The organism is Blautia caccae (assembly GCF_040095955.1).
GTDB lineage: Bacteria > Bacillota > Clostridia > Lachnospirales > Lachnospiraceae > Blautia > Blautia celeris.
The window spans coordinates 139,053-157,720 of sequence record NZ_JBBMFP010000005.1 but is presented as its reverse complement, the minus strand read 5'-3'; the positions used below and the strand labels follow the sequence as shown (position 1 = coordinate 157,720).

The 18,668-nt window shown below is 47.7% G+C and carries 16 protein-coding genes and 1 other RNA gene; 10 read left to right on the top strand and 7 right to left on the bottom strand.

Annotated features, from left to right (window positions below):
* Nucleotides 1–242 precede the first annotated feature (242 nt).
* Complete coding sequence (locus tag WMO65_RS07390) at nucleotides 243–4,487, top strand: 2-hydroxyacyl-CoA dehydratase (protein WP_103731377.1); 4,245 nt, start codon at nucleotides 243–245, stop codon at nucleotides 4,485–4,487.
* A gap of 84 nt (nucleotides 4,488–4,571) precedes the next feature.
* On the opposite strand, the gene WMO65_RS07385 is transcribed toward WMO65_RS07390, so the two are convergent.
* The 5 genes from WMO65_RS07385 to WMO65_RS07365 all read right to left on the bottom strand — a co-directional run bounded on the left by WMO65_RS07385 (nucleotide 4,572) and on the right by WMO65_RS07365 (nucleotide 10,036).
* On the bottom strand, nucleotides 4,572–6,206 hold the full coding sequence (locus tag WMO65_RS07385; RefSeq protein ID WP_148392948.1) for a putative polysaccharide biosynthesis protein: 1,635 nt from the start codon (nucleotides 6,204–6,206) through the stop codon (nucleotides 4,572–4,574).
* Nucleotides 6,207–6,220: 14 nt separating this feature from the next.
* Entirely contained in the window at nucleotides 6,221–6,895 is a 675-nt protein-coding gene (gene ung, locus WMO65_RS07380; protein WP_148392949.1) for a uracil-DNA glycosylase, read from the bottom strand.
* An 86-nt stretch (nucleotides 6,896–6,981) separates the two neighbouring features.
* Nucleotides 6,982–8,451, bottom strand: a complete 1,470-nt coding sequence (locus WMO65_RS07375) for a sensor histidine kinase (protein ID WP_033141131.1) — start codon at nucleotides 8,449–8,451, stop codon at nucleotides 6,982–6,984.
* Between the two features lie 3 nt (nucleotides 8,452–8,454).
* Entirely contained in the window at nucleotides 8,455–9,129 is a 675-nt protein-coding gene (locus WMO65_RS07370) for a response regulator transcription factor (RefSeq protein ID WP_054352361.1), read from the bottom strand.
* A gap of 145 nt (nucleotides 9,130–9,274) precedes the next feature.
* Nucleotides 9,275–10,036: a Tim44 domain-containing protein gene (locus WMO65_RS07365; protein ID WP_103731379.1), complete on the bottom strand. Its 762-nt coding sequence runs from the start codon at nucleotides 10,034–10,036 to the stop codon at nucleotides 9,275–9,277.
* Nucleotides 10,037–10,246: 210 nt separating this feature from the next.
* Between WMO65_RS07365 and ssrA the strand changes: the two genes are divergently transcribed.
* The 9 genes from ssrA (at nucleotide 10,247) to WMO65_RS07320 (ending at nucleotide 16,421) form a co-directional block, all read left to right on the top strand.
* Nucleotides 10,247–10,598: a transfer-messenger RNA gene (gene ssrA, locus WMO65_RS07360) on the top strand.
* A gap of 245 nt (nucleotides 10,599–10,843) precedes the next feature.
* The gene (locus WMO65_RS07355; RefSeq protein ID WP_033141133.1) at nucleotides 10,844–11,167 is read left to right on the top strand and encodes a sporulation initiation factor Spo0A C-terminal domain-containing protein; all 324 of its coding nucleotides are present in this window, start codon (nucleotides 10,844–10,846) and stop codon (nucleotides 11,165–11,167) included.
* Nucleotides 11,168–11,256: 89 nt separating this feature from the next.
* Nucleotides 11,257–11,412, top strand: coding sequence for a hypothetical protein (locus WMO65_RS07350; protein WP_156120842.1), 156 nt, complete (start codon nucleotides 11,257–11,259; stop codon nucleotides 11,410–11,412).
* A gap of 154 nt (nucleotides 11,413–11,566) precedes the next feature.
* Nucleotides 11,567–12,232, top strand: a complete 666-nt coding sequence (locus WMO65_RS07345; RefSeq protein WP_054352358.1) for a response regulator transcription factor — start codon at nucleotides 11,567–11,569, stop codon at nucleotides 12,230–12,232.
* 2 nt (nucleotides 12,233–12,234) lie between these two features.
* Complete coding sequence (locus tag WMO65_RS07340) at nucleotides 12,235–13,314, top strand: HAMP domain-containing sensor histidine kinase (protein ID WP_306799953.1); 1,080 nt, start codon at nucleotides 12,235–12,237, stop codon at nucleotides 13,312–13,314.
* A 117-nt stretch (nucleotides 13,315–13,431) separates the two neighbouring features.
* A complete protein-coding gene (locus tag WMO65_RS07335) occupies nucleotides 13,432–13,584 on the top strand; it encodes a hypothetical protein (RefSeq protein WP_181014410.1) in 153 nt (50 codons plus the stop codon).
* Nucleotides 13,581–14,429: an ABC transporter ATP-binding protein gene (locus WMO65_RS07330; RefSeq protein WP_148392951.1), complete on the top strand. Its 849-nt coding sequence runs from the start codon at nucleotides 13,581–13,583 to the stop codon at nucleotides 14,427–14,429. Before WMO65_RS07335 ends, WMO65_RS07330 begins: the two co-directional genes overlap by 4 nt.
* Nucleotides 14,426–15,418, top strand: a complete 993-nt coding sequence (locus tag WMO65_RS07325; RefSeq protein ID WP_148392952.1) for an ABC transporter permease — start codon at nucleotides 14,426–14,428, stop codon at nucleotides 15,416–15,418. The genes WMO65_RS07330 and WMO65_RS07325 overlap by 4 nt, the downstream gene beginning before the upstream one ends.
* 1 nt (nucleotide 15,419) lies before the next feature.
* A complete protein-coding gene (locus WMO65_RS07320; protein ID WP_148392953.1) occupies nucleotides 15,420–16,421 on the top strand; it encodes an ABC transporter permease in 1,002 nt (333 codons plus the stop codon).
* Nucleotides 16,422–16,478: 57 nt separating this feature from the next.
* Here WMO65_RS07320 and WMO65_RS07315 read toward each other — a convergent pair whose 3' ends face one another.
* Together WMO65_RS07315 and smpB are read right to left on the bottom strand one after the other, a co-directional pair.
* Nucleotides 16,479–18,158, bottom strand: a complete 1,680-nt coding sequence (locus WMO65_RS07315) for a M3 family oligoendopeptidase (protein WP_148392954.1) — start codon at nucleotides 18,156–18,158, stop codon at nucleotides 16,479–16,481.
* 42 nt (nucleotides 18,159–18,200) lie between these two features.
* Nucleotides 18,201–18,668 (bottom strand): SsrA-binding protein SmpB, encoded by a 468-nt coding sequence (smpB, locus tag WMO65_RS07310; protein ID WP_033141140.1) that lies wholly within the window; start codon nucleotides 18,666–18,668, stop codon nucleotides 18,201–18,203.

The following is an 18,668-nucleotide window of genomic DNA, read 5'->3' as shown; positions in this document are numbered from 1 at the left end:
CTGTTTCCGGCATCTGTGTCTGGCTTATTCTACCATATGGAAAATATAAACGCAACCGGCAGGAATATTTTCTTTTGTCCATATATATAACTAAAATAATCCAATTTCAAAATAGCAATTGTATTTTTAGAAATATTGTCGTATAATGTTAAATGATTTTCTATAGCACTATATAAATAAGAAGAAACGCATATATGACGGCGTGAAAACCGTCCATTTTTTATGAAGGAGGTCTCCTGACTATGTCAGCAGATAATAAAAATACTGCAGCCGCATACCGTCTTGGCATTGATATCGGTTCCACCACGGTAAAAATTGCAGTTTTAAATGAAGAAAAAGAAATCCTTTTCTCTGATTATGAACGCCACTTTGCAGACATTCAGAATACACTGGCTGGGCTGCTTGACAAGGCATACAGACAATTGGGGGAATTTTCAGTCCTCCCGGTCATCACCGGTTCCGGCGGACTGACACTTGCAAAGCATCTGGAGGTTCCCTTTGTACAGGAGGTTATCGCTGTATCCTCCTCCTTACAGGAACTGGCACCCAAAACCGACGTGGCTATAGAGCTGGGCGGTGAGGATGCAAAGATCATTTACTTTGAGGGTGGAAATATTGAACAGCGTATGAATGGTATCTGCGCCGGCGGTACCGGCTCTTTTATTGACCAGATGGCTTCTCTGCTGCAGACAGATGCTGCGGGGCTGAATGAGTACGCTAAAAATTACAAAGCCCTCTATCCCATTGCAGCCCGCTGCGGTGTGTTCGCCAAGACAGACATCCAGCCGCTGATCAATGAGGGCGCCACCAAAGAAGACCTTTCCGCCTCCATTTTCCAGGCTGTGGTAAACCAGACTATCAGCGGTCTTGCCTGCGGGAAACCCATCCGCGGCCATGTGGCATTTCTGGGCGGTCCGCTTCACTTTTTATCTGAACTCAAGACAGCATTTATCCGCACACTGAAGCTGGATGAGGAGCACACTATTGTGCCTGACAATTCCCATCTGTTCGCGGCTATCGGTTCCGCGCTGAATGCGAAAAAAGAAACGCCTGCTGTCTCTGTCACTGCCATGCGCGACAGGCTGTCAGCCAATATACATATGGAATTTGAGGTGAACCGTATGGAGCCTCTGTTCGCCTCCAGGGAGGATTATGACAAATTCAATGAGCGCCAGAGCCACTACAATGTCATAACCGGAGACATTTCCAGCTACAGCGGAAACTGTTATCTGGGCATTGACGCGGGTTCCACCACAACAAAGGCAGCCCTGGTCGGTGAGGATGGTTCCCTGCTCTATTCCTTCTACAGCAACAATAACGGCAATCCCCTGGCTACCAGTATCCGCGCCATCCAGGAGATTTACAGCCACCTTCCGCGGGAAGCAAGGATCGCATACTCCTGCTCCACCGGATACGGCGAGGCACTGATAAAAGCCGCTCTCCTTCTGGACGAAGGGGAAGTGGAGACTGTTTCCCACTATTATGCTGCCGCCTTCTTTGACCCGGAGGTGGACTGCATCCTGGATATCGGCGGACAGGATATGAAATGTATCAAGATAAAGAACAAGACCGTAGACAGTGTGCAGCTCAACGAAGCCTGCTCCTCCGGCTGCGGCTCCTTTATTGAGACTTTTGCAAACTCCCTGAACTACAGTGTGCAGGATTTCGCAAAAGCTGCCTTGTTTGCCAAAAACCCCATTGACCTTGGAACACGATGTACTGTTTTCATGAATTCCAAGGTAAAACAGGCACAGAAGGAGGGTGCCGAGGTGTCGGATATCTCAGCGGGCCTGGCTTATTCTGTTATCAAGAACGCACTGTATAAGGTAATCAAGGTATCCGATGCCTCCGAACTTGGAAAACACATTGTGGTACAGGGCGGAACCTTCTATAATGATGCTGTTTTAAGAAGCTTTGAGCGTATTGCCGGCTGTGAGGCCATCCGTCCGGATATTGCCGGGATCATGGGAGCTTTCGGTGCTGCCCTGATCGCCAGAGAGCGCTATACGGCAGGACAGGACACTACCATGCTGCCCATTGAGAAGATCAACAGCCTTCAGTATAAGACCACTATGGCAAACTGTAAGGGCTGTACCAACAACTGCCGTCTGACCATCAACAAATTCTCAGGCGGACGCCAGTTCATTTCCGGCAACCGCTGCGAGCGCGGCATCGGCAAGGAGAAGAACAAGGATCATATTCCCAACCTGTTTGACTATAAATATAAAATGCTGTTCTCCTATGAACCGCTGACAGAGGACAAAGCCCCCAGAGGAAAAGTGGGAATCCCGAGGGTCCTCAACATGTTTGAAAATTATCCCTTCTGGTATACCTTCTTCACCAGACTGGGATATCAGGTGGTGCTTTCTCCCACCTCCACAAGAAAGATTTATGAGCTGGGCATTGAGTCCATCCCCAGTGAGTCCGAGTGCTACCCGGCCAAGCTGGCCCACGGACATGTGTCATGGCTGATCAAACAGGGCGTGAAATACATTTTCTACCCCTGTATCCCATACGAGCGTGAGGAATTTGAGGACTCCATCAACCATTACAACTGTCCGATCGTCACCTCCTACGCGGAAAATATTAAGAATAACATTGACGAGCTGAATGACCCGGAAATCAAATTCCACAATCCGTTTTTAGCCATGACGAATGAGGAGACCATCACAGAGCGACTGCTGGAAGAATTCCAAAACATTCCCTCCACGGAAGTCTCTGACGCCGCCCACGCTGCCTGGAAGGAAATGGCCAGATGCCGGGAGGATATCCGCCGAAAGGGCGAGGAAACCCTGCGCTACCTGGATAAGACAGGAAGACACGGCATTGTGCTGGCAGGAAGGCCATACCACATTGATCCGGAAATCCATCACGGCATCCCGGATCTGATCAATTCCTACGGTATCGCCGTACTGACTGAGGATTCCGTTTCCCATCTGGCTCCCATTGAACGCCCGCTTCGTGTCAATGACCAGTGGATGTACCACACCAGACTTTATGCGGCTGCCAACTTTGTGAAGGAAAAAGATAATCTGGATCTGATCCAGTTAAACTCCTTTGGCTGCGGCCTGGATGCCGTGACCACTGACCAGGTAAATGAAATTCTGGCTGGCAGCGGCAAGATCTACACCTGCCTGAAAATTGATGAGGTAAACAACCTGGGCGCTGCCCGTATCCGTGTCCGCTCCCTGATTGCTGCCCTCCGCGTCAAGGAAGAGCAGCATATCAAACGGAAAATATCACCCTCCTCCATCAAAAAGGTGGTGTTCACACCGGAAATGAGAAAAAAATATACCATTCTCTGCCCCCAGATGTCACCCATCCATTTTTCTATCCTGCAGGCAGCTTTCAACGCCAGCGGATACAATCTGGAGGTGCTTCCCAATGACAACAAGGAAGCCGTGGATGTAGGCTTAAAATATGTGAACAATGATGCCTGCTATCCTTCCCTAATGGTGGTGGGCCAGATCATGCAGGCACTTCTGTCAGGCAAATACGATCTGCACAAGGTAGCGATCATCATGTCACAGACAGGAGGCGGATGCCGTGCCTCCAATTACATCGGATTTATCCGAAGGGCACTTGCCAAGGCAAACATGTCCTACATACCGGTCATCTCCATCAACTTAAGCGGGCTGGAAGAAAATCCGGGATTTAAGATCACGGCAAAACTGGCCACCAGGCTGGCTTTCGGCGCAGTGTTCGGTGATATCCTGATGAAATGCATTTACCGCATGCGCCCCTACGAAGCAGTCAAAGGCTCCGCAAATGCCCTGCACCGCAAATGGGAGAAACGCTGCATCCGTTTCCTGAGCGCGAAACATATCACCTTCGGACAGTTTAACCGTATCTGCCGCCAGATGATCCGGGAGTTTGATACTCTCCCCATCACCGGTGAGAAAAAACCGAGGGTCGGCATTGTAGGTGAGATTCTGGTCAAATTCCTTCCGGCTGCCAACAATCATCTGGCAGAACTTCTGGAAAAAGAAGGCGCAGAGCCTGTATGCCCTGATCTCATAGACTTTTTATGCTACTGTTTCTACAACCAGAACTTTAAAGCAAAATATCTCGGCTTCAAGAAATCTTCCGCGAAAACCGCCAATCTGGGTATCAAAGCCATTGAGTTTATCAGAGGCGCCGCCAACAAAGAATTTGCCAAAAGCAGGCACTTTACGCCCTCTGCCAGCATTGAAGATCTGGCAAAAATGGCAGCACCCATTGTGTCCATCGGCAACCAGACCGGGGAAGGCTGGTTCCTGACCGGAGAAATGATGGAGCTGATCCACAGCGGAGCGCCCAATATTGTATGTACCCAGCCATTTGGCTGCCTGCCTAACCATATTGTGGGCAAAGGTGTCATCAAGGCCATCCGCAAGGATTATCCTGACGCCAATATCGTTGCCATTGACTATGACCCGGGAGCCAGCGAGGTAAACCAGTTAAATCGTATTAAGCTGATGCTCTCCACTGCATTCAAAAAAATGTAAATGCTCCGGAATATAAAAAAAGCCTTCGGGCCGCCGTCTTCTATGCGGCCCGAAAGCTTTTTTCTGTTTGCAGATTTATTTTTCTTAAATGATCTTCAGTTTCTGAGCCAGCACAGCCAGCTTTGTTCCTCCCGGCAGAGACAAAAGTTCCTGTCTGGATGGTTTCGCAATAAAGAGATATGCAATAAAATACACGGCAACAGCCAGCGCAATGGAGGGAATCAATGCCAGCAAATTGGAATGGGGCAGAGCTTTTGCCAGAAACCGCACTCCCTTGTACACCCCGAATGCCACTGCTCCCATGGGAATGGTAGCTAAAAGCGGAGGCAGATAAGCATATCTCCAGGGATTCTGATATCCCAGATATTTCTTCAGCGCCCTGTCATTGAGCACACACATCACTATGGCATAGACAATCATGGCAATAACCACGGCATAGATGCCCGCATTGGTGAAAAACAGCAGTACCGCAAGAAAAACCACGTCCACAGCCAGGGAAACAGCAGCGTTGATCATAGGAATATTGGCCCTTCCGATTCCCTGCAGCACACCATTTGATATATTGGATGTACTGTTTAAAATAACCGTGATGACACCGAGCACCATGAGCTTTCCTGCCACGCCTTCTGTGGAGGGGAACAGCAGGGAGGTCACCGGCTGTGCCAGCACAGCAAGACCCACAGAGGCCGGCATGGAAATCAACATACTGATCCATGTGGCATTGTTTATCTTTTCAATAGCCCCCTTCACATCACCGGTGGCATAGTGGGCGGAGACCTCCGGAATCATGGAGGTTGGCGCCGTACTTGCCAGTGTCAGGGGGATATTGATCAGCGTCATGAAAAATCCAAACTCCGCGTACAGCACCTTCACCTGGCTGTTGTCCATCCCTCTGAAATCGGAAATGCTTGTGTACATCACACCATTGATATAGCCGTTCACATTGTAAATAAAGGCGCTGAGAATAATGGGAGCCACAATCAGCACAATGTTTCTCATAACCTGCTGATAACTCTCATCCACAGACACTTTGTCCCTGGCAATCCGGCGGTTGATGGTCTTCCTGTTCACACTGTATACAAACAGCATAAAAAGAAGCGCTGCCGTAACGCCTGCGCCCGTACCGATGGTCGCTCCGGCTGCACTCCATCTCTGCAGCGTATCCTCACCTGTGCCTGCGAAATGGTGAACCATAAAGTTTGCCATCAAAAGCGCCACTACCGCAACTGCTATCTGCTCCACGATCTGTGAGATCGACGTGGGCATCATATTCCTGTAAGCCTGGAAATATCCGCGGAACACACCCAGGATACCCGAAATGAAAATGGTGGGGGCCAGCATCTGAAGCGCCAGTCTGGCATTTGCCACACTGTCCGGCACTAAGACAGAAGCGCCGAACACACATATGAGCGCCACAATGCCTCCTGCTATGACTGCATATAAAAGGGCACCTTTAAAAACCCTCTGCGCGTCCCTGTACCGTTTGAATGCAATCCTCTCTGACATAATCTTGGATACAGCCTGCGGAATACTGAAGGATGCGATCATCAACAGAATAAAATAGACATTCTGCGCAAACTGAAAGCAGGCAAAACTCTCTCTTCCCAAAAGAGAAGACAGCGGACTTTTGTAAATCATTCCGATGATCTTTGAAATCAGTGCTGCGACCATTAAGAAAGACGCATTTTTTACTAATGTATTACTATTCTTTTTACCCATTTGTCCAAATTCCTCTATCTGTTTTCTATCTGCCAGTCAATTGGCTCCAGGCCATGCTCCTGCAGAAAAGCATTTGCCTTGCTGAAATGACGGCATCCGAAAAATCCGCGGAACGCAGACAGCGGACTGGGATGAGGTGCTTCCAGGATCAGGTGGCCGGGATTGTGCAGCATACTCTTTTTCATCTGCGCCGGTCTTCCCCATAAAAGAAATACCATGGGCCTGTCCTGTTCATCCAGAATACGGATTGCTGCGTCCGTAAACTCCTCCCAGCCGATCCCTCTGTGGGAATTTGCCTGATGGGCGCGCACAGTCAGCACTGTATTCAGAAGCAGTACGCCCTGCTTTGCCCATTTTTCCAGATATCCATTGTTGGGTATATAACAGCCGCAGTCCTCCTGCAGTTCCTGGTAAATATTCACCAGGGAAGGAGGAATCTCCACATCCGGCTTCACAGAAAAACACAGGCCGTGAGCCTGTCCGTCATTGTGATAAGGATCCTGTCCCAGTATGACCACTTTCACCTGGTCCAAGGGGGTAAAATGAAATGCATTGAAAATATCGTCCGGTGCGGGGAATACCTTTCTTGTCTGGTATTCCTGCCCCACCTTCGCGAACAATTGTTTATAATATGGTTTTCCGAACTCCGGCCTTAAAGCCTCCAGCCATTCTCCCTGTAAAGGCGGCATAAAAACATCCCTCCTGCATTTTTATCATGTCCTCTAGTTTAGCAGAATCCATCGAAAAATGCAAGGAGGTGTCGCAGAACCCCCGGTTACTTTTCTTCCAGCTCAAACCAGAATTCCACCCCGTTGTCATAGTTCACAACGCCGAATTTCTGGTGCATTCCCTCCATAATAGCCTTGACAATTGACAAACCGATACCGCTTCCGCCGTATTCCCTGGTACGGGCTTTGTCCACTTTATAGAATTTTATCCAGATCTTATCAAGATCCTCCTCCGGAATGGGTCTGCCTGTGTTGAAGACGGAGAGACGCACATGATTGTCCCTTCTTCTCATCTTCACCTCGATCTTCATATCCCCATCCACGTGATTCAGGGCATTGGACACATAGTTGGTCACCACTTCCTCCACCTTGAACTCATCGCCCCACACATATACAGGCTCATCCTGAGGGAAGGAAATCTGCGCGCCTTTCTGGTCTGCCAGAAGCTGCGCAGACTGCACGACGCCTCTCACAAGGTCCGTCAGATCAAAACGTTCCATGGCAGTCTGGTCATTGCCGAACTCCAGTTGGTTGAGAGACAGCAGCTTTTTCACCATATTGTTCATTTTGGCAGACTCGTCCATAATGACATCACAGTAAAATTCCCTGCTCTCCGCATCGTCATTGATACACTCCTTCAGGCCCTCCGCATAGCCCTGGATCAGAGCGATGGGCGTCTTCAGCTCATGGGATACATTGGAGAGAAATTCCTTACGCATCTCATCAATCTGTTTCTTCTGCTCAATGTCCTCCTGCAGCTCATTGTTGGCGGTCTTTAACTCGGATATGGTATGTTCCAGCTCCTCGGACATCTTATTAAAATTCTGCCCCAGAGTGCCGATCTCATCCTCCCCGCCGCCTTCATATCTGGCCTCAAAATCAAGATTGCTCATACGCCTGGAGATTTCCGTCAGTTCCAAAAGAGGCTTTGTGATCCGCTTGCTCATAAACCAGATGATCCCGCTGCTTATCATAATCACGAGAAGCCCGATATAGACGTAAAACATATTGGAGATTTCCACACTGTCCCGGATACTCGCCATGGGCATACGAATCAGAAACGCGCAGTTTCGGTTTTCCATCACGCCCCACATATCCAGATACACCACATTTTCCTTATCATCTGTGTTCTGCTCCAGCGTATAGGAATCATTTGCCGAGATGACTTCCCTGTTTTCCGGCATCATGCCCCAGATATATCCAAAGAGAAGCCTGGTTGCCAGCAGATCCGGATTCCGGCCGTCATTGGCTATGATGGTCCAGTCCTGAGAGCTCACGTCCACGAGTACCCAGGATATATTCTTTTCAATACAGAGCCCCTGCAGATGCGTCCTGCCCTCCGGGTCATTGAAGGCCTGCTCATTCAATGCTTTATAGACCGTTTCCAGCGAGTCCGCTTTTCTGGAAATGTAATATTTCTCCAAGAACAGCCGGTTTACTGCCGTTATGGACAAAAGAGACAAAAGCGTGATCCCGATAAAAGAAACTGCCAGACGCACCTTAATTGATTTTCTCATGTCTTATACCTCAAACTTATATCCCATGCCCCAGATGGTCTTGATGTATTCACCCTTGTCCCCCAGTTTACTGCGAAGTTTCTTTACATGGGTATCAATGGTGCGGGCATCGCCAAAATAATCGTAATTCCATACAGAATTCAGAATCTTCTCCCTGGAAAGCGCAATTCCCTGGTTTTCCAGGAAATAGGTCAGCAGCTCAAATTCCTTATAACTCAGCTCCATGGGCTGCCCGTCAATGGTTGCAATATGGGATGCCTTATTCACCTCAATACCGCCTGCTGACAGAACATCACTGCTTCCGCAGATATTTGCTCTTCTCAGGATAGCCTCCACCCTGGCAACCAATATCTTCGGACTGAAAGGCTTTGCAATATACTCATCCACGCCCAGCTCAAATCCCAGAAGCTCGTCCCTCTCATCTCCCCTGGCTGTCAGCATAATAATGGGCACCTTTGACTCCCTGCGTATTTCCCTGCATACCTCCCAGCCGTCCATCTTCGGCATCATGACATCCAGAATCAAAAGGGCAATGTCCTTTGTGGCATAAAATATATCCAGTGCCTCCTCACCGTTGCCGGCCTCCAGCACCTCAAAATCTTTCTTAACCAGGAAATCGCGCACCAGCTTGCGCATCCTGCTCTCATCATCCACTACCAGTATTTTGCATTTTTCCATATCCGTTCCCTCTCTATTCCTACAGACTATTTCTGTCTGTTTTTTATGTACCTGTTTGACTCATACTGCCGGCAGAAACCGTAATATCCCTGCCATTTCAGTTAAATATAGCAGAAAAATTTGTTGAATTTGTGAACAAATGCTTTTATACAAACTGATTGATATCTATTTCATCCTGCTGTCTGATCTCCTGGAGAACCCACCGCTCATTCCGGTAAATAAATTTCCAGTATTCATAAAAGCTCTCTTTTTTCGTGTTGCCGCGCACACAGATTTTTGTGTTCCTGTTAATATAGTACCCCACCATGCTGCCGTGAATCAGATACCAGATACAGTCATTCTCCTCTCCCAGTTCGTCATAGGCACCTACCGGCACTGCGCTCAGAAGCTTTACATGCTTCTGTACCACTTCTTCCTCCCTCACTTCCATCCACTGAATCTTCATATTAAAATCTTCCAGCAGTTCCTCACTGAGATAGGCAGCCGCATAACCGGCGTCCATCCGTCTCCAGCACTCCTGTATTTGATAATAAGCCTCCTCCACCTGACGCTGTACTTCCCGGTAATCCCAGTTTCCTCCGATTTTTTCATATTGGCGCATAAGATTTCTGCTTTTTGCAGCAGCTTTTTTGGCTTTTATTGTAAACGCGATTGCTCCGCCGCAGGTAACGACAATAGCATTCACCCCGAAAAGAATATTCCCCGTCAGATTGCTGCGGGATGAGGAGCGGCCGCTGTGGTAACTGCCTCCCCCGGAACTTCCGCTGTGTCCGCCGCCTCCGCCCGAACTTCCGCCGCCGGCCCGTCCCCAGACAGGCACAGCCAGAGCAGTCAGAAGTATTCCAAGAAGTAAACAGCCGTGCCAGAACTTCCTATACTTTCTTTTCTTATTTGATAACTTCATCATCTCTTCTGTCTGCAGGGAAACTGTCCCCCATGGGCCCTCCCCCTGCTTTCCCCTTGTGATTCATTTAAATTCAGTCTATCCCAGACAGATTTATCTGTCAAGCCTGCTGCTTCCCGCCTATGCACAAAACAATTTTTTTACGCTTTTCCCTTGACAAAACCATAAAAAGACGCTATTCTATAGTATACTTCCACAGTGAAGTCCAGTTATGGGCTTGTACTGGTTTCGACGGGGGTTTTGAAGTTGGGGAAGCCATCCGCAGACTCCGGGACTGCGCAACAACCTGGAACTTAAATATAAACGCAGACAATAATAATTTAGCGTTAGCTGCCTAATTGCAGCTTGTCGGCCCCGGGTCACCTGCTGCCCGGGAATCCGGCATCGACTTTGCAGGGCCCTTTACTTTCAAAGCTTTGAGAAAGTAAAAGATTCATGAAGCTACTAAGTACATCAGCCTGTCATCCGGCGGTTGTATGAGGGAATGTTAAAAGAATGACTGTGATGGGAGATGCCTCAAGGGATAGACTTTCGGACGCGGGTTCGATTCCCGCCAGGTCCACTTAATAGTGCCATCCGAATCCGGAGTGTTCGGATATTGACTTATCAGCTCCACTTTTATTTTACCCGGAATGCCTGGTTTTACCGGCATCCGGGTCTTTTTTTTATTTCCAGGACACTCTGCATTTTCATTCCCTTTGTACATTCAGTGTAACGAAGGTCTTTTTTTGCATTATAATGTCGAACTTTCCTTTCTCTATACGAATCTCCTTTATAATATTATAGAACATATGAGGAGGGTAAATAATCATGCATACAAAAGATAAAATCATAAGGCAATTTGGCATTACTTCAAAATATAAAGGATACCGCTATCTGCTGGACGCAATTCACATTGCTGCCGAGAATTACGATGAATGTCTCAAGGTGACAAAGGATGTCTATCCTGTCATTGCTCATAAGTATGGGGTTACCAAAGTCAGTGTAGAACGTGACATAAGAACTGTTATCGAGAAGTGCTGGGACAACAATAAAACATATCTGCAGGAGCTGTCCGGTTACAAGCTTTCCAGATGCCCCTCAAACAGCGAATTTATAGATATTATCGCCTACACTGTATACCGGAATCAATAGACTGCCTCGGATGGCAGTCTGCTGTTTCCATTATTTACCAGTTTATCTGTCAGACTTACGGTTTTATAATGGAGGCAGGGGTGATTTGATTGGAAAACTCTGATAAAAAGGCAGACAAAGCATTTGAAGCGTGGATCGCCGAAACGGTCAGACGCGAAGCTGTTCCTAAAGAGACGCAGAGCGAACAGGAGCTGTTTGACAAGATATCCGCTGAAGCAAAACGCCGCGGACTTTTCCATGAATGATTACGGCTCTGCCGTGAACAGTAACATAGGGCTGTCCGCATAGGGCAGCTCTTTTTCATTCTGTTTGCATTCCCTTTTGGAACGTAATATAATAAAATCTGATCAGGCAGTTATAAAAGCCTGTACTAAAGAACAAAAACAGAAGGAGACGAAAATGGCACTGATCTTAATTGCTGAGGATGAAAAAGGTATGCAGGATATCCTGACAGACTATATGCGCCACGGAGGACACACCTGTATAACGGCAGATGACGGCATAGACGCTGTGACGATCCTGAAAAATAATCCTGTGGATCTGGCTGTCCTGGATATTATGATGCCCCATCTGGACGGCTTTTCCGTATGCCGGATTGCCAGGGAAATGTGCAGTATCCCTATTATATTTCTCACGGCAAAAGACAGCGAGACAGACAAATTAAAAGGCTATGAATACGGCGCCGACGATTATATCACGAAGCCCTTCAGTCCCAAAATACTGCTCGCCAAAATCAATGCCCTCCTGCGCCGCGCTGCGTCTGTCCATCCGCAGGATATCCTAAGCGCCGGAGACATAGTGCTGCAGCTCTCCTCCCATACAGTTACCGTCAGCGGCACGGAAACTGTACTGACCCATAAAGAATTTGAACTGCTGCGCCTTTTCATGCTGAACAAAAACCAGGTCTTTTCCCGGGAACAGCTCCTCAACCGTATCTGGGGATATGATTTTGAAGGGAATACAAGAACTGTGGATACCCACATCAAAACTCTGCGCCAAAAGCTCGGCAGCGAAGGAGAGCATATTGTAACCCTCATCCGTTCCGGTTATAAGTTTGAGGTATGACTATGAAAAAAATACTATCTGCATTTCAACTGACCACGATCCGTAAAAAAACACTTTTGCTCTCAAAACTCATGGGCGGAAGCATTGTCTTATTCTATCTGCTCACTTCGGAGCTGCCTGCAGACAGCAGTCTTTCTTTTCTCATATGGTTCTGCCTTATGGCAGCCGTTATCATCTGTGTGGATATTCTGCTGGGGCGCCTCATCTCCACCCCCTTAAACGAAATCAACCGGGAGGCAGAGCGGATGGCACATCTGGACTTCACAGCACGCTGCCGCATAAACTCCAACGACGAATTCGGCAGACTCTCTCAAAGCCTGAATACCATGTCCGCCAATCTGAAGGACGCACTGCAAAAGCTGGAGCAGGCAAATATCCAGCTTGAAAAAGATGTGCAGAAAGAGCGTCTTCTGCAGGCTCAGAGAAAAGAGCTGACCGATAACCTGTCACACCAGATGAAAACACCCCTTGGACTCATACGCGCTTATACGGAAGGCTTAAAGGATGAGGTGGATGAGACAAAAAAACAGCAGTATCTGGATGCCATACTATCTGCCGAAGACCGGATCAGCCATATGCTGGTATCCCTGCTGGATCTGTCCGCACTGGAGTCCGGTTCCGCGGAACTTTCTGATGAAACCTTTGATTTTATTGAAATGGCAGAGACGTGTGCCGGACGCCTGCTCCTCGGCACCCCGGGCGGAAATTACCGTTTCACTTACCGGCTTCCTGATACTCCTGTTCTGATTCGGGCAGATTCAAAACGCATGGAACAGGTGCTGGACAATCTCATTGAAAATGCGAGAAAAAATGTCCGGGAAGGCGGTGAAATCCGCCTCACTATAAGCTGTTTTGAAAAGGAGCTGTCCTTTTCCCTGTTCAATCAGTGCGCCCCCATTCCGGAACCGGAACTTCCAAAAATCTGGTCCAAGTTCTACCGCGGACAGAATACTGCCGGCAGCGGTTCCGGACTGGGGCTGGCGATTGTAGCCCAGGTGCTCTCAGCATACCGGGTTCCCTATGGCGTCCGTAATCATAAGAACGGAGTGGAATTCTATTTTTCTTTCCCTATTATCACATGATTCCCGGACAACGATTCCCCTTTTGCAGCGGACAGTTATTTCACATGAACTTCACAGCAGTCCCACACTGACTTCACCTTCCCTGTATAGACTATCTTATACAAGGGAGGTGATTTTATGTTCTTTGGTCTTGCATGGTATTGGTGGCTCATAATCGCCGTGATTTTTGCACTTTCCATACCTCTGAAAGTGAAATTTATGAGATGGTGGAACAAACGCAGAGTGGAAAAAAGAAAGTTCGATAACGACAAATGGGGGGATGAATCATGATTGATGTTAAGAATCTTCGTTTTTCTTATAAAAAGGGCCATGAAACGCTGCACGGTCTGACGTTTGCTGTGGATGACGGAGAAATTTTCGGTTTTTTGGGGCCCAACGGTTCAGGCAAATCCACAACACAGAAAATACTGACAGGGATTCTTGGCGGTTATTGCGGCGAAGCACTCCTTTTTGGGCAGAAACCGGATGCACATCCCATGGATTTCCGAAGTCAGATCGGTGTGCTCTTTGAATTTCCTTACCTGTATACAAATCTGAGTGCTCTTGACAATCTGAATTATTTTGCTTCTTTCTATCCCGCCGGAAGACGCAGAAATGCTGCAGAACTTTTGGAAATGCTGGAATTTAAAAAGGATTTTCTGCGAAAGCCGGTATCTTCCTATTCAAAAGGCATGAGGCAGCGGGTCAGCATGGCAAGAGCGCTGATACACAATCCCAGGCTGCTGTTTCTGGATGAGCCGACCAGCGGGCTTGATCCATCCGGAGCTGTGCTGTTTCGGAAAATCATTGAGGAGGAACGCCGAAAAGGAACTACCGTCTTTCTTACCACCCATAATATGCTGGATGCCGACCTGCTTTGCGACAGGGTCGCATTTATAGCGGACGGGGAGATCAATGCACTGGATACGCCGCAAAAGCTGAAAGAACAAAAGAACAGCAATATGGCAGAGGTCACTTATCTCTATGAAAATAAGCGCTGTACTGTCAGCGTGGAGCTGTCCCGCCTATCCCGGGTTTTCCCTTTCCCACATGATAAAATCATCAGTATCCATACAAAGGAACCCACTTTGGAAGATATCTTTATCCAATATACAGGGAAGGGGCTGATTTCATGAGATATGTTGTATTTTCTCTTCTCAAAAAAGATTTCCGCCTGATGCTGGCATCAAAATTTTTCCTGCTGACACTTGGATCCCTTATTCTCTATTCCTGTTATATTAACCTGGTCTATGTCCGTTTGGACCAGGAAATCTACCCTGTATACCTCTATGACCCCATGGGGGTTCAGAGCACTGCCCCCTCTGCAGCTATAAGATCAGAGAGTGCAGAGCAAATGCATCAGGCCTGTTCAGACGGTTATTCTGTAGGGATTGACGCCTCCGGCCGTGTTCCCCGCATCTACATGGTCTCCTCCGGTATCAGGCGCACCGACAACAGCAGGGCAGCCTATGCGGTATCCCTGCTTTTCCCAGATTCTGAAACGAAAACTGTAGTCATAGGCACCAATACAAAGGAAATGAAAAACAGGCGGGAGATCACCTGTGAATTTCTCTTCTTTGAACTGTCTGCAGTGGGATTTCTCGGACTGGCTTCCACCCTGTTTAAAGAAAAACAGATGGGTGTCATCCGGGTGCACAGTACGCTGCCGGTCAGTCAGACTTACATAGTGCTCTCCAAACTGGTGCTCTTTCTCGCGGCAGATTTGATCTTCGCGGCATTACTGACTTTAGTTAATCTTGGTGTTTCACAGGGACTATCCGTACTGCCTGCTGTTATGATCCAGGCAGGTATTCTGTCCGTTGTCATGGCACTTACAGGTTTTTTCTGCGCCGTATGCCTGCAGGGTTTCCGGCAGTTTTCCCTTCTGTATCTAATACTTGCCGTATTTGTCACAACACCGGTTTTTCTTGCGGGGCAGACCGGTATATCCTGGAAATGGATCAGATACCATCCTATGTATCACTTGTTTATGGCTCTGAAAAACGCATATTTCGGCATGAAACCTGCAGGTAACATATATTATGCAATCTGTGCAGCAGCGGTTCTGTCACTGTTTATGCTGGTCTGCCGGACTCTGAAACATGAAATGGCAAAGGAGGGGTAACATGACAGGAATAACCTTTCAGTTAAAAAATGTCCGCCGCGATAAAATGTGTATCCTGACCTTTCTGCTTCCCATCCTTGCAGGACTGGCTGTCAACCTGCTGTCAGGTATAAACTTATCCTCAGTCAGTGAGACAGGTTTCGCCGCAGTCAAAGACAGCCTCACCTCTGACGCTGTCCATTGGCTCCGCAGCATGGGGCGTTTGGAAATGTATGAAAACAGACAGTCTATGGAAACTGCAGTCAACCAGCCAGCCTCACAGTTGATCGGTGTAATCCAAAACGGAGACAGCCTCACTGCCGTTCTCTCCGGAGATGAACTGGAAGTAAATACCGTAATCGGAAATACCCTTCCTAAGATGTATGAGGAGCGGGCAGCACTTTCCTCCTACGAGATAGATATTGTGCCGGGAGGCAGCAGTGACAGCTTGAAACCGCTGCTGACAGCCATCACCATGGCAACTGCTCTGTTCATGGGATGTACGTTCAACGCTATGAATATGATCAATGAAAAGGAAGAGGGAATCGGATTTGTGAATGAAGTGATGCCTATGACTAAGATGGGCTATATGCTGCAGAAACTCTCTCTGGGATATATAGGTGCCGTTCTGTCCGCCGCGCTTACTGCCTTTATCTGCATACGCATATCCCCGGATATGATAATCCCGCTGCTTCTGGTCATTTTATTGTCTGCTTTTCTTGCCGCTCTTGCGGGATTGTTCATCGGACATTTTTCAGACGGGCTTATGTCCGGGATTGTCTTTATTAAAATGGTTATGATACTGTTCCTTGCACCCCCGGTGCTGTTCTATCTGGTCATTCCGGAAGACAGTTTCCTGCATACCATAACATATCTGCTTCCCTCAAGCGCTGCTTTTTATGGCATCCTGGACCTTATAAACGGATACTGCGGACATATGCAGGAATACATCCTTGTACTTCTGCTGCACAGTATCATCTGGCTGGCTGCGTATCTTCTTATGTGCCGCCAAAGAAAGTCATAGCATACATCTGATCACTGCTTTACAGCGGCCGGAATCCTATCCCGGCCGCAGCTTTTCTTACCTGGTGATATCCTTCTTCAGTTTATCCACGATTTCCTGAATACATCCATCCTCAAAGGGGGAGCGCAGTCCGGCTTTCCGCAGAAGATTTTCAAAATAATCCGAAGCAGACAGTCTGCAGAGCTGCAGATAGCTTTTCCACGCTTCCTCATAATTCTCCTGCATCTTATTTTTGAACTCAAAGGCACAGAGCTGTGCAATCACATAGTCAATATAATAGAGAGGGAAGCTGTAAATGTGATGCTGCCGCTGCCAGTAACCGCCCTCTGCAAAGAACTGCAGACTGCCATAATCCAAATGCGGTTTATAGGTCTTCTCCAGCTCTTTCCAAACGGCTTTTCTCTCCTTTGGCGTCATATCCGGATCATCATAGACCCTGTGCTGGAACTCATCCACCATACAGCCGTAGGGAATGAATAATACCGCATCTTCCAGATGCATCTCCCGGTATGCCTCAGCCTTGACTCCGGCAAAAAACAGAGAATACCAGGGCTCCGTGAAAAACTCCATTGACATGGAATGGATCTCTGCAGTCTCCATACCGATATCAGCATGCTCCCGAATAGGGTCCTCTGATGCCAGATACCCCTGAAAAGCATGCCCGCACTCGTGTGTAATGACATTCACATCATCACTGGTTCCGTTAAAATTGGCAAAAATAAACGGAGATTTATAATCCGGTATATATGTCATATATCCGCCCACTGCCTTTGTCTTTCTACCGAACACATCCAGAAGCTCGTTCTCCATCATGAAGTCAAAAAATTCCCTTGTCTCTTTTGAAAGCTCTCCGTACATTTTCTGTCCGGCTTCCAGAATCTCTTCCGGTGTCCCAAACGGCTGGGGATTTCCATCCTTTCCATAGACCTGTTCATCTGAAAAATACATCTTATCCAGACCCAGGCGCTCTCTTCTGTTCTCATACAGACTCTCCGCAAATGGCACAAAGACCTCTTTTACCTGCCGTCTCAGATTTTCCACCTGTTCTCTCTGGTAGCTGTTCCGCTGCATACGCAAATATCCCAGCTCTGTATAACTCTCAAAGCCCAGCTCTTTTGCCTGGCGTGTCCTGTTCTTTACCAGCTTGTCGTACAGCTCATCCAGTTTATCCGCAATACCCATGAAGAATGCATTCTGCTTTTCATATGCCCGTCTTCGGACTTCCGGGTCTTTATGCTTGAGATAAGGACCTAAAAGAGACAGATTTAATATTTCCCCATCCCAGTCTATTTTGGCACTGGCCAGGAGTTTTTCATATTCTGTCACCAGCGCGTTTTCCTCCTGCATGATCGGTATCACGGATTCATTTACGCAGCGGAAGGAAAGCTCCATATTTTTAAATGCTACAGGCCCGATGATCTGCTCCAGCTCTTCCCTGAACCGGGAATGATACAGCAGTTTCAAATACTCCACAGACAGGTTGCTGTAAGCAGGCACCTGTTCATCGTAGTAAGCCTTTTCTTCTTCATAAAACGCATCTGTGGTATCCATGCTGTGCCGGATGGATGCCAGGGTGACCTGTGTGGAAACCCGGTCAGAGAGGGCATAATACTTTTTGTGGATCTCAAACTGTTCCTGTGCACTTTCTGCCATTTCAAATGCCTTCATCAGTCCCAGCAGTTCCTCTTTTACTTTTCCAAAGTCAATTCTCTCATACGGCATATCACAAAATTTCATGTTGGTTTCCTCGCTTTTCACTGAATTTATTCCCGCGCTTTTTTATAAGTTTTTTACTTTAAATTCCCGCTCAGCTTCTCTTTTCTGATCCTTCTTGGCAATGTCCTGCCTCTTGTCATACAGCTTCTTGCCTTTTGCGATGCCGATTTCCACTTTCACAAGGCTGCCTTTGAAGTAAACCTTAAGCGGTACCAGGGTATAACCCTTCTCTGCTATTTTTCCTGCAATCTTACGGATCTCATACTGGTGCAGGAGAAGCTTTCTGGTTCTCAGAGGATCTTTATTGAAGATATTCCCTTTCTCATAAGGGCTGATATGCATGCCGTAGACAAAGACCTCGCCTCTGTCAATCTGAATAAAGGACTCCTTAATGCTGCATTTTCCCATGCGCATGGACTTTACCTCAGTGCCTGCAAGCTCGATACCCGCCTCATAGGTATCTTCTATAAAATAATCATGATAGGCTTTTTTATTGTTTGCAATCAGACGAATCCCTGATTCTTTTCCCAT

Excerpts from the sequence above, each read along its gene's own strand:
- WMO65_RS07390 (WP_103731377.1), top strand. The coding sequence starts at position 243 with ATGTCAGCAGATAATAAAAATACTGCAGCCGCATACCGTCTTGGCATT.
- WMO65_RS07385 (WP_148392948.1), bottom strand. The coding sequence starts at position 6,206 with ATGGGTAAAAAGAATAGTAATACATTAGTAAAAAATGCGTCTTTCTTA.
- ung (WP_148392949.1), bottom strand. The coding sequence starts at position 6,895 with ATGCCGCCTTTACAGGGAGAATGGCTGGAGGCTTTAAGGCCGGAGTTC.
- WMO65_RS07375 (WP_033141131.1), bottom strand. The coding sequence starts at position 8,451 with ATGAGAAAATCAATTAAGGTGCGTCTGGCAGTTTCTTTTATCGGGATC.
- WMO65_RS07370 (WP_054352361.1), bottom strand. The coding sequence starts at position 9,129 with ATGGAAAAATGCAAAATACTGGTAGTGGATGATGAGAGCAGGATGCGC.
- WMO65_RS07365 (WP_103731379.1), bottom strand. The coding sequence starts at position 10,036 with ATGATGAAGTTATCAAATAAGAAAAGAAAGTATAGGAAGTTCTGGCAC.
- WMO65_RS07355 (WP_033141133.1), top strand. The coding sequence starts at position 10,844 with ATGCATACAAAAGATAAAATCATAAGGCAATTTGGCATTACTTCAAAA.
- WMO65_RS07345 (WP_054352358.1), top strand. The coding sequence starts at position 11,567 with ATGGCACTGATCTTAATTGCTGAGGATGAAAAAGGTATGCAGGATATC.
- WMO65_RS07340 (WP_306799953.1), top strand. The coding sequence starts at position 12,235 with ATGAAAAAAATACTATCTGCATTTCAACTGACCACGATCCGTAAAAAA.
- WMO65_RS07335 (WP_181014410.1), top strand. The coding sequence starts at position 13,432 with ATGTTCTTTGGTCTTGCATGGTATTGGTGGCTCATAATCGCCGTGATT.
- WMO65_RS07330 (WP_148392951.1), top strand. The coding sequence starts at position 13,581 with ATGATTGATGTTAAGAATCTTCGTTTTTCTTATAAAAAGGGCCATGAA.
- WMO65_RS07325 (WP_148392952.1), top strand. The coding sequence starts at position 14,426 with ATGAGATATGTTGTATTTTCTCTTCTCAAAAAAGATTTCCGCCTGATG.
- WMO65_RS07320 (WP_148392953.1), top strand. The coding sequence starts at position 15,420 with ATGACAGGAATAACCTTTCAGTTAAAAAATGTCCGCCGCGATAAAATG.
- WMO65_RS07315 (WP_148392954.1), bottom strand. The coding sequence starts at position 18,158 with ATGAAATTTTGTGATATGCCGTATGAGAGAATTGACTTTGGAAAAGTA.
- smpB (WP_033141140.1), bottom strand. The coding sequence starts at position 18,668 with ATGGGAAAAGAATCAGGGATTCGTCTGATTGCAAACAATAAAAAAGCC.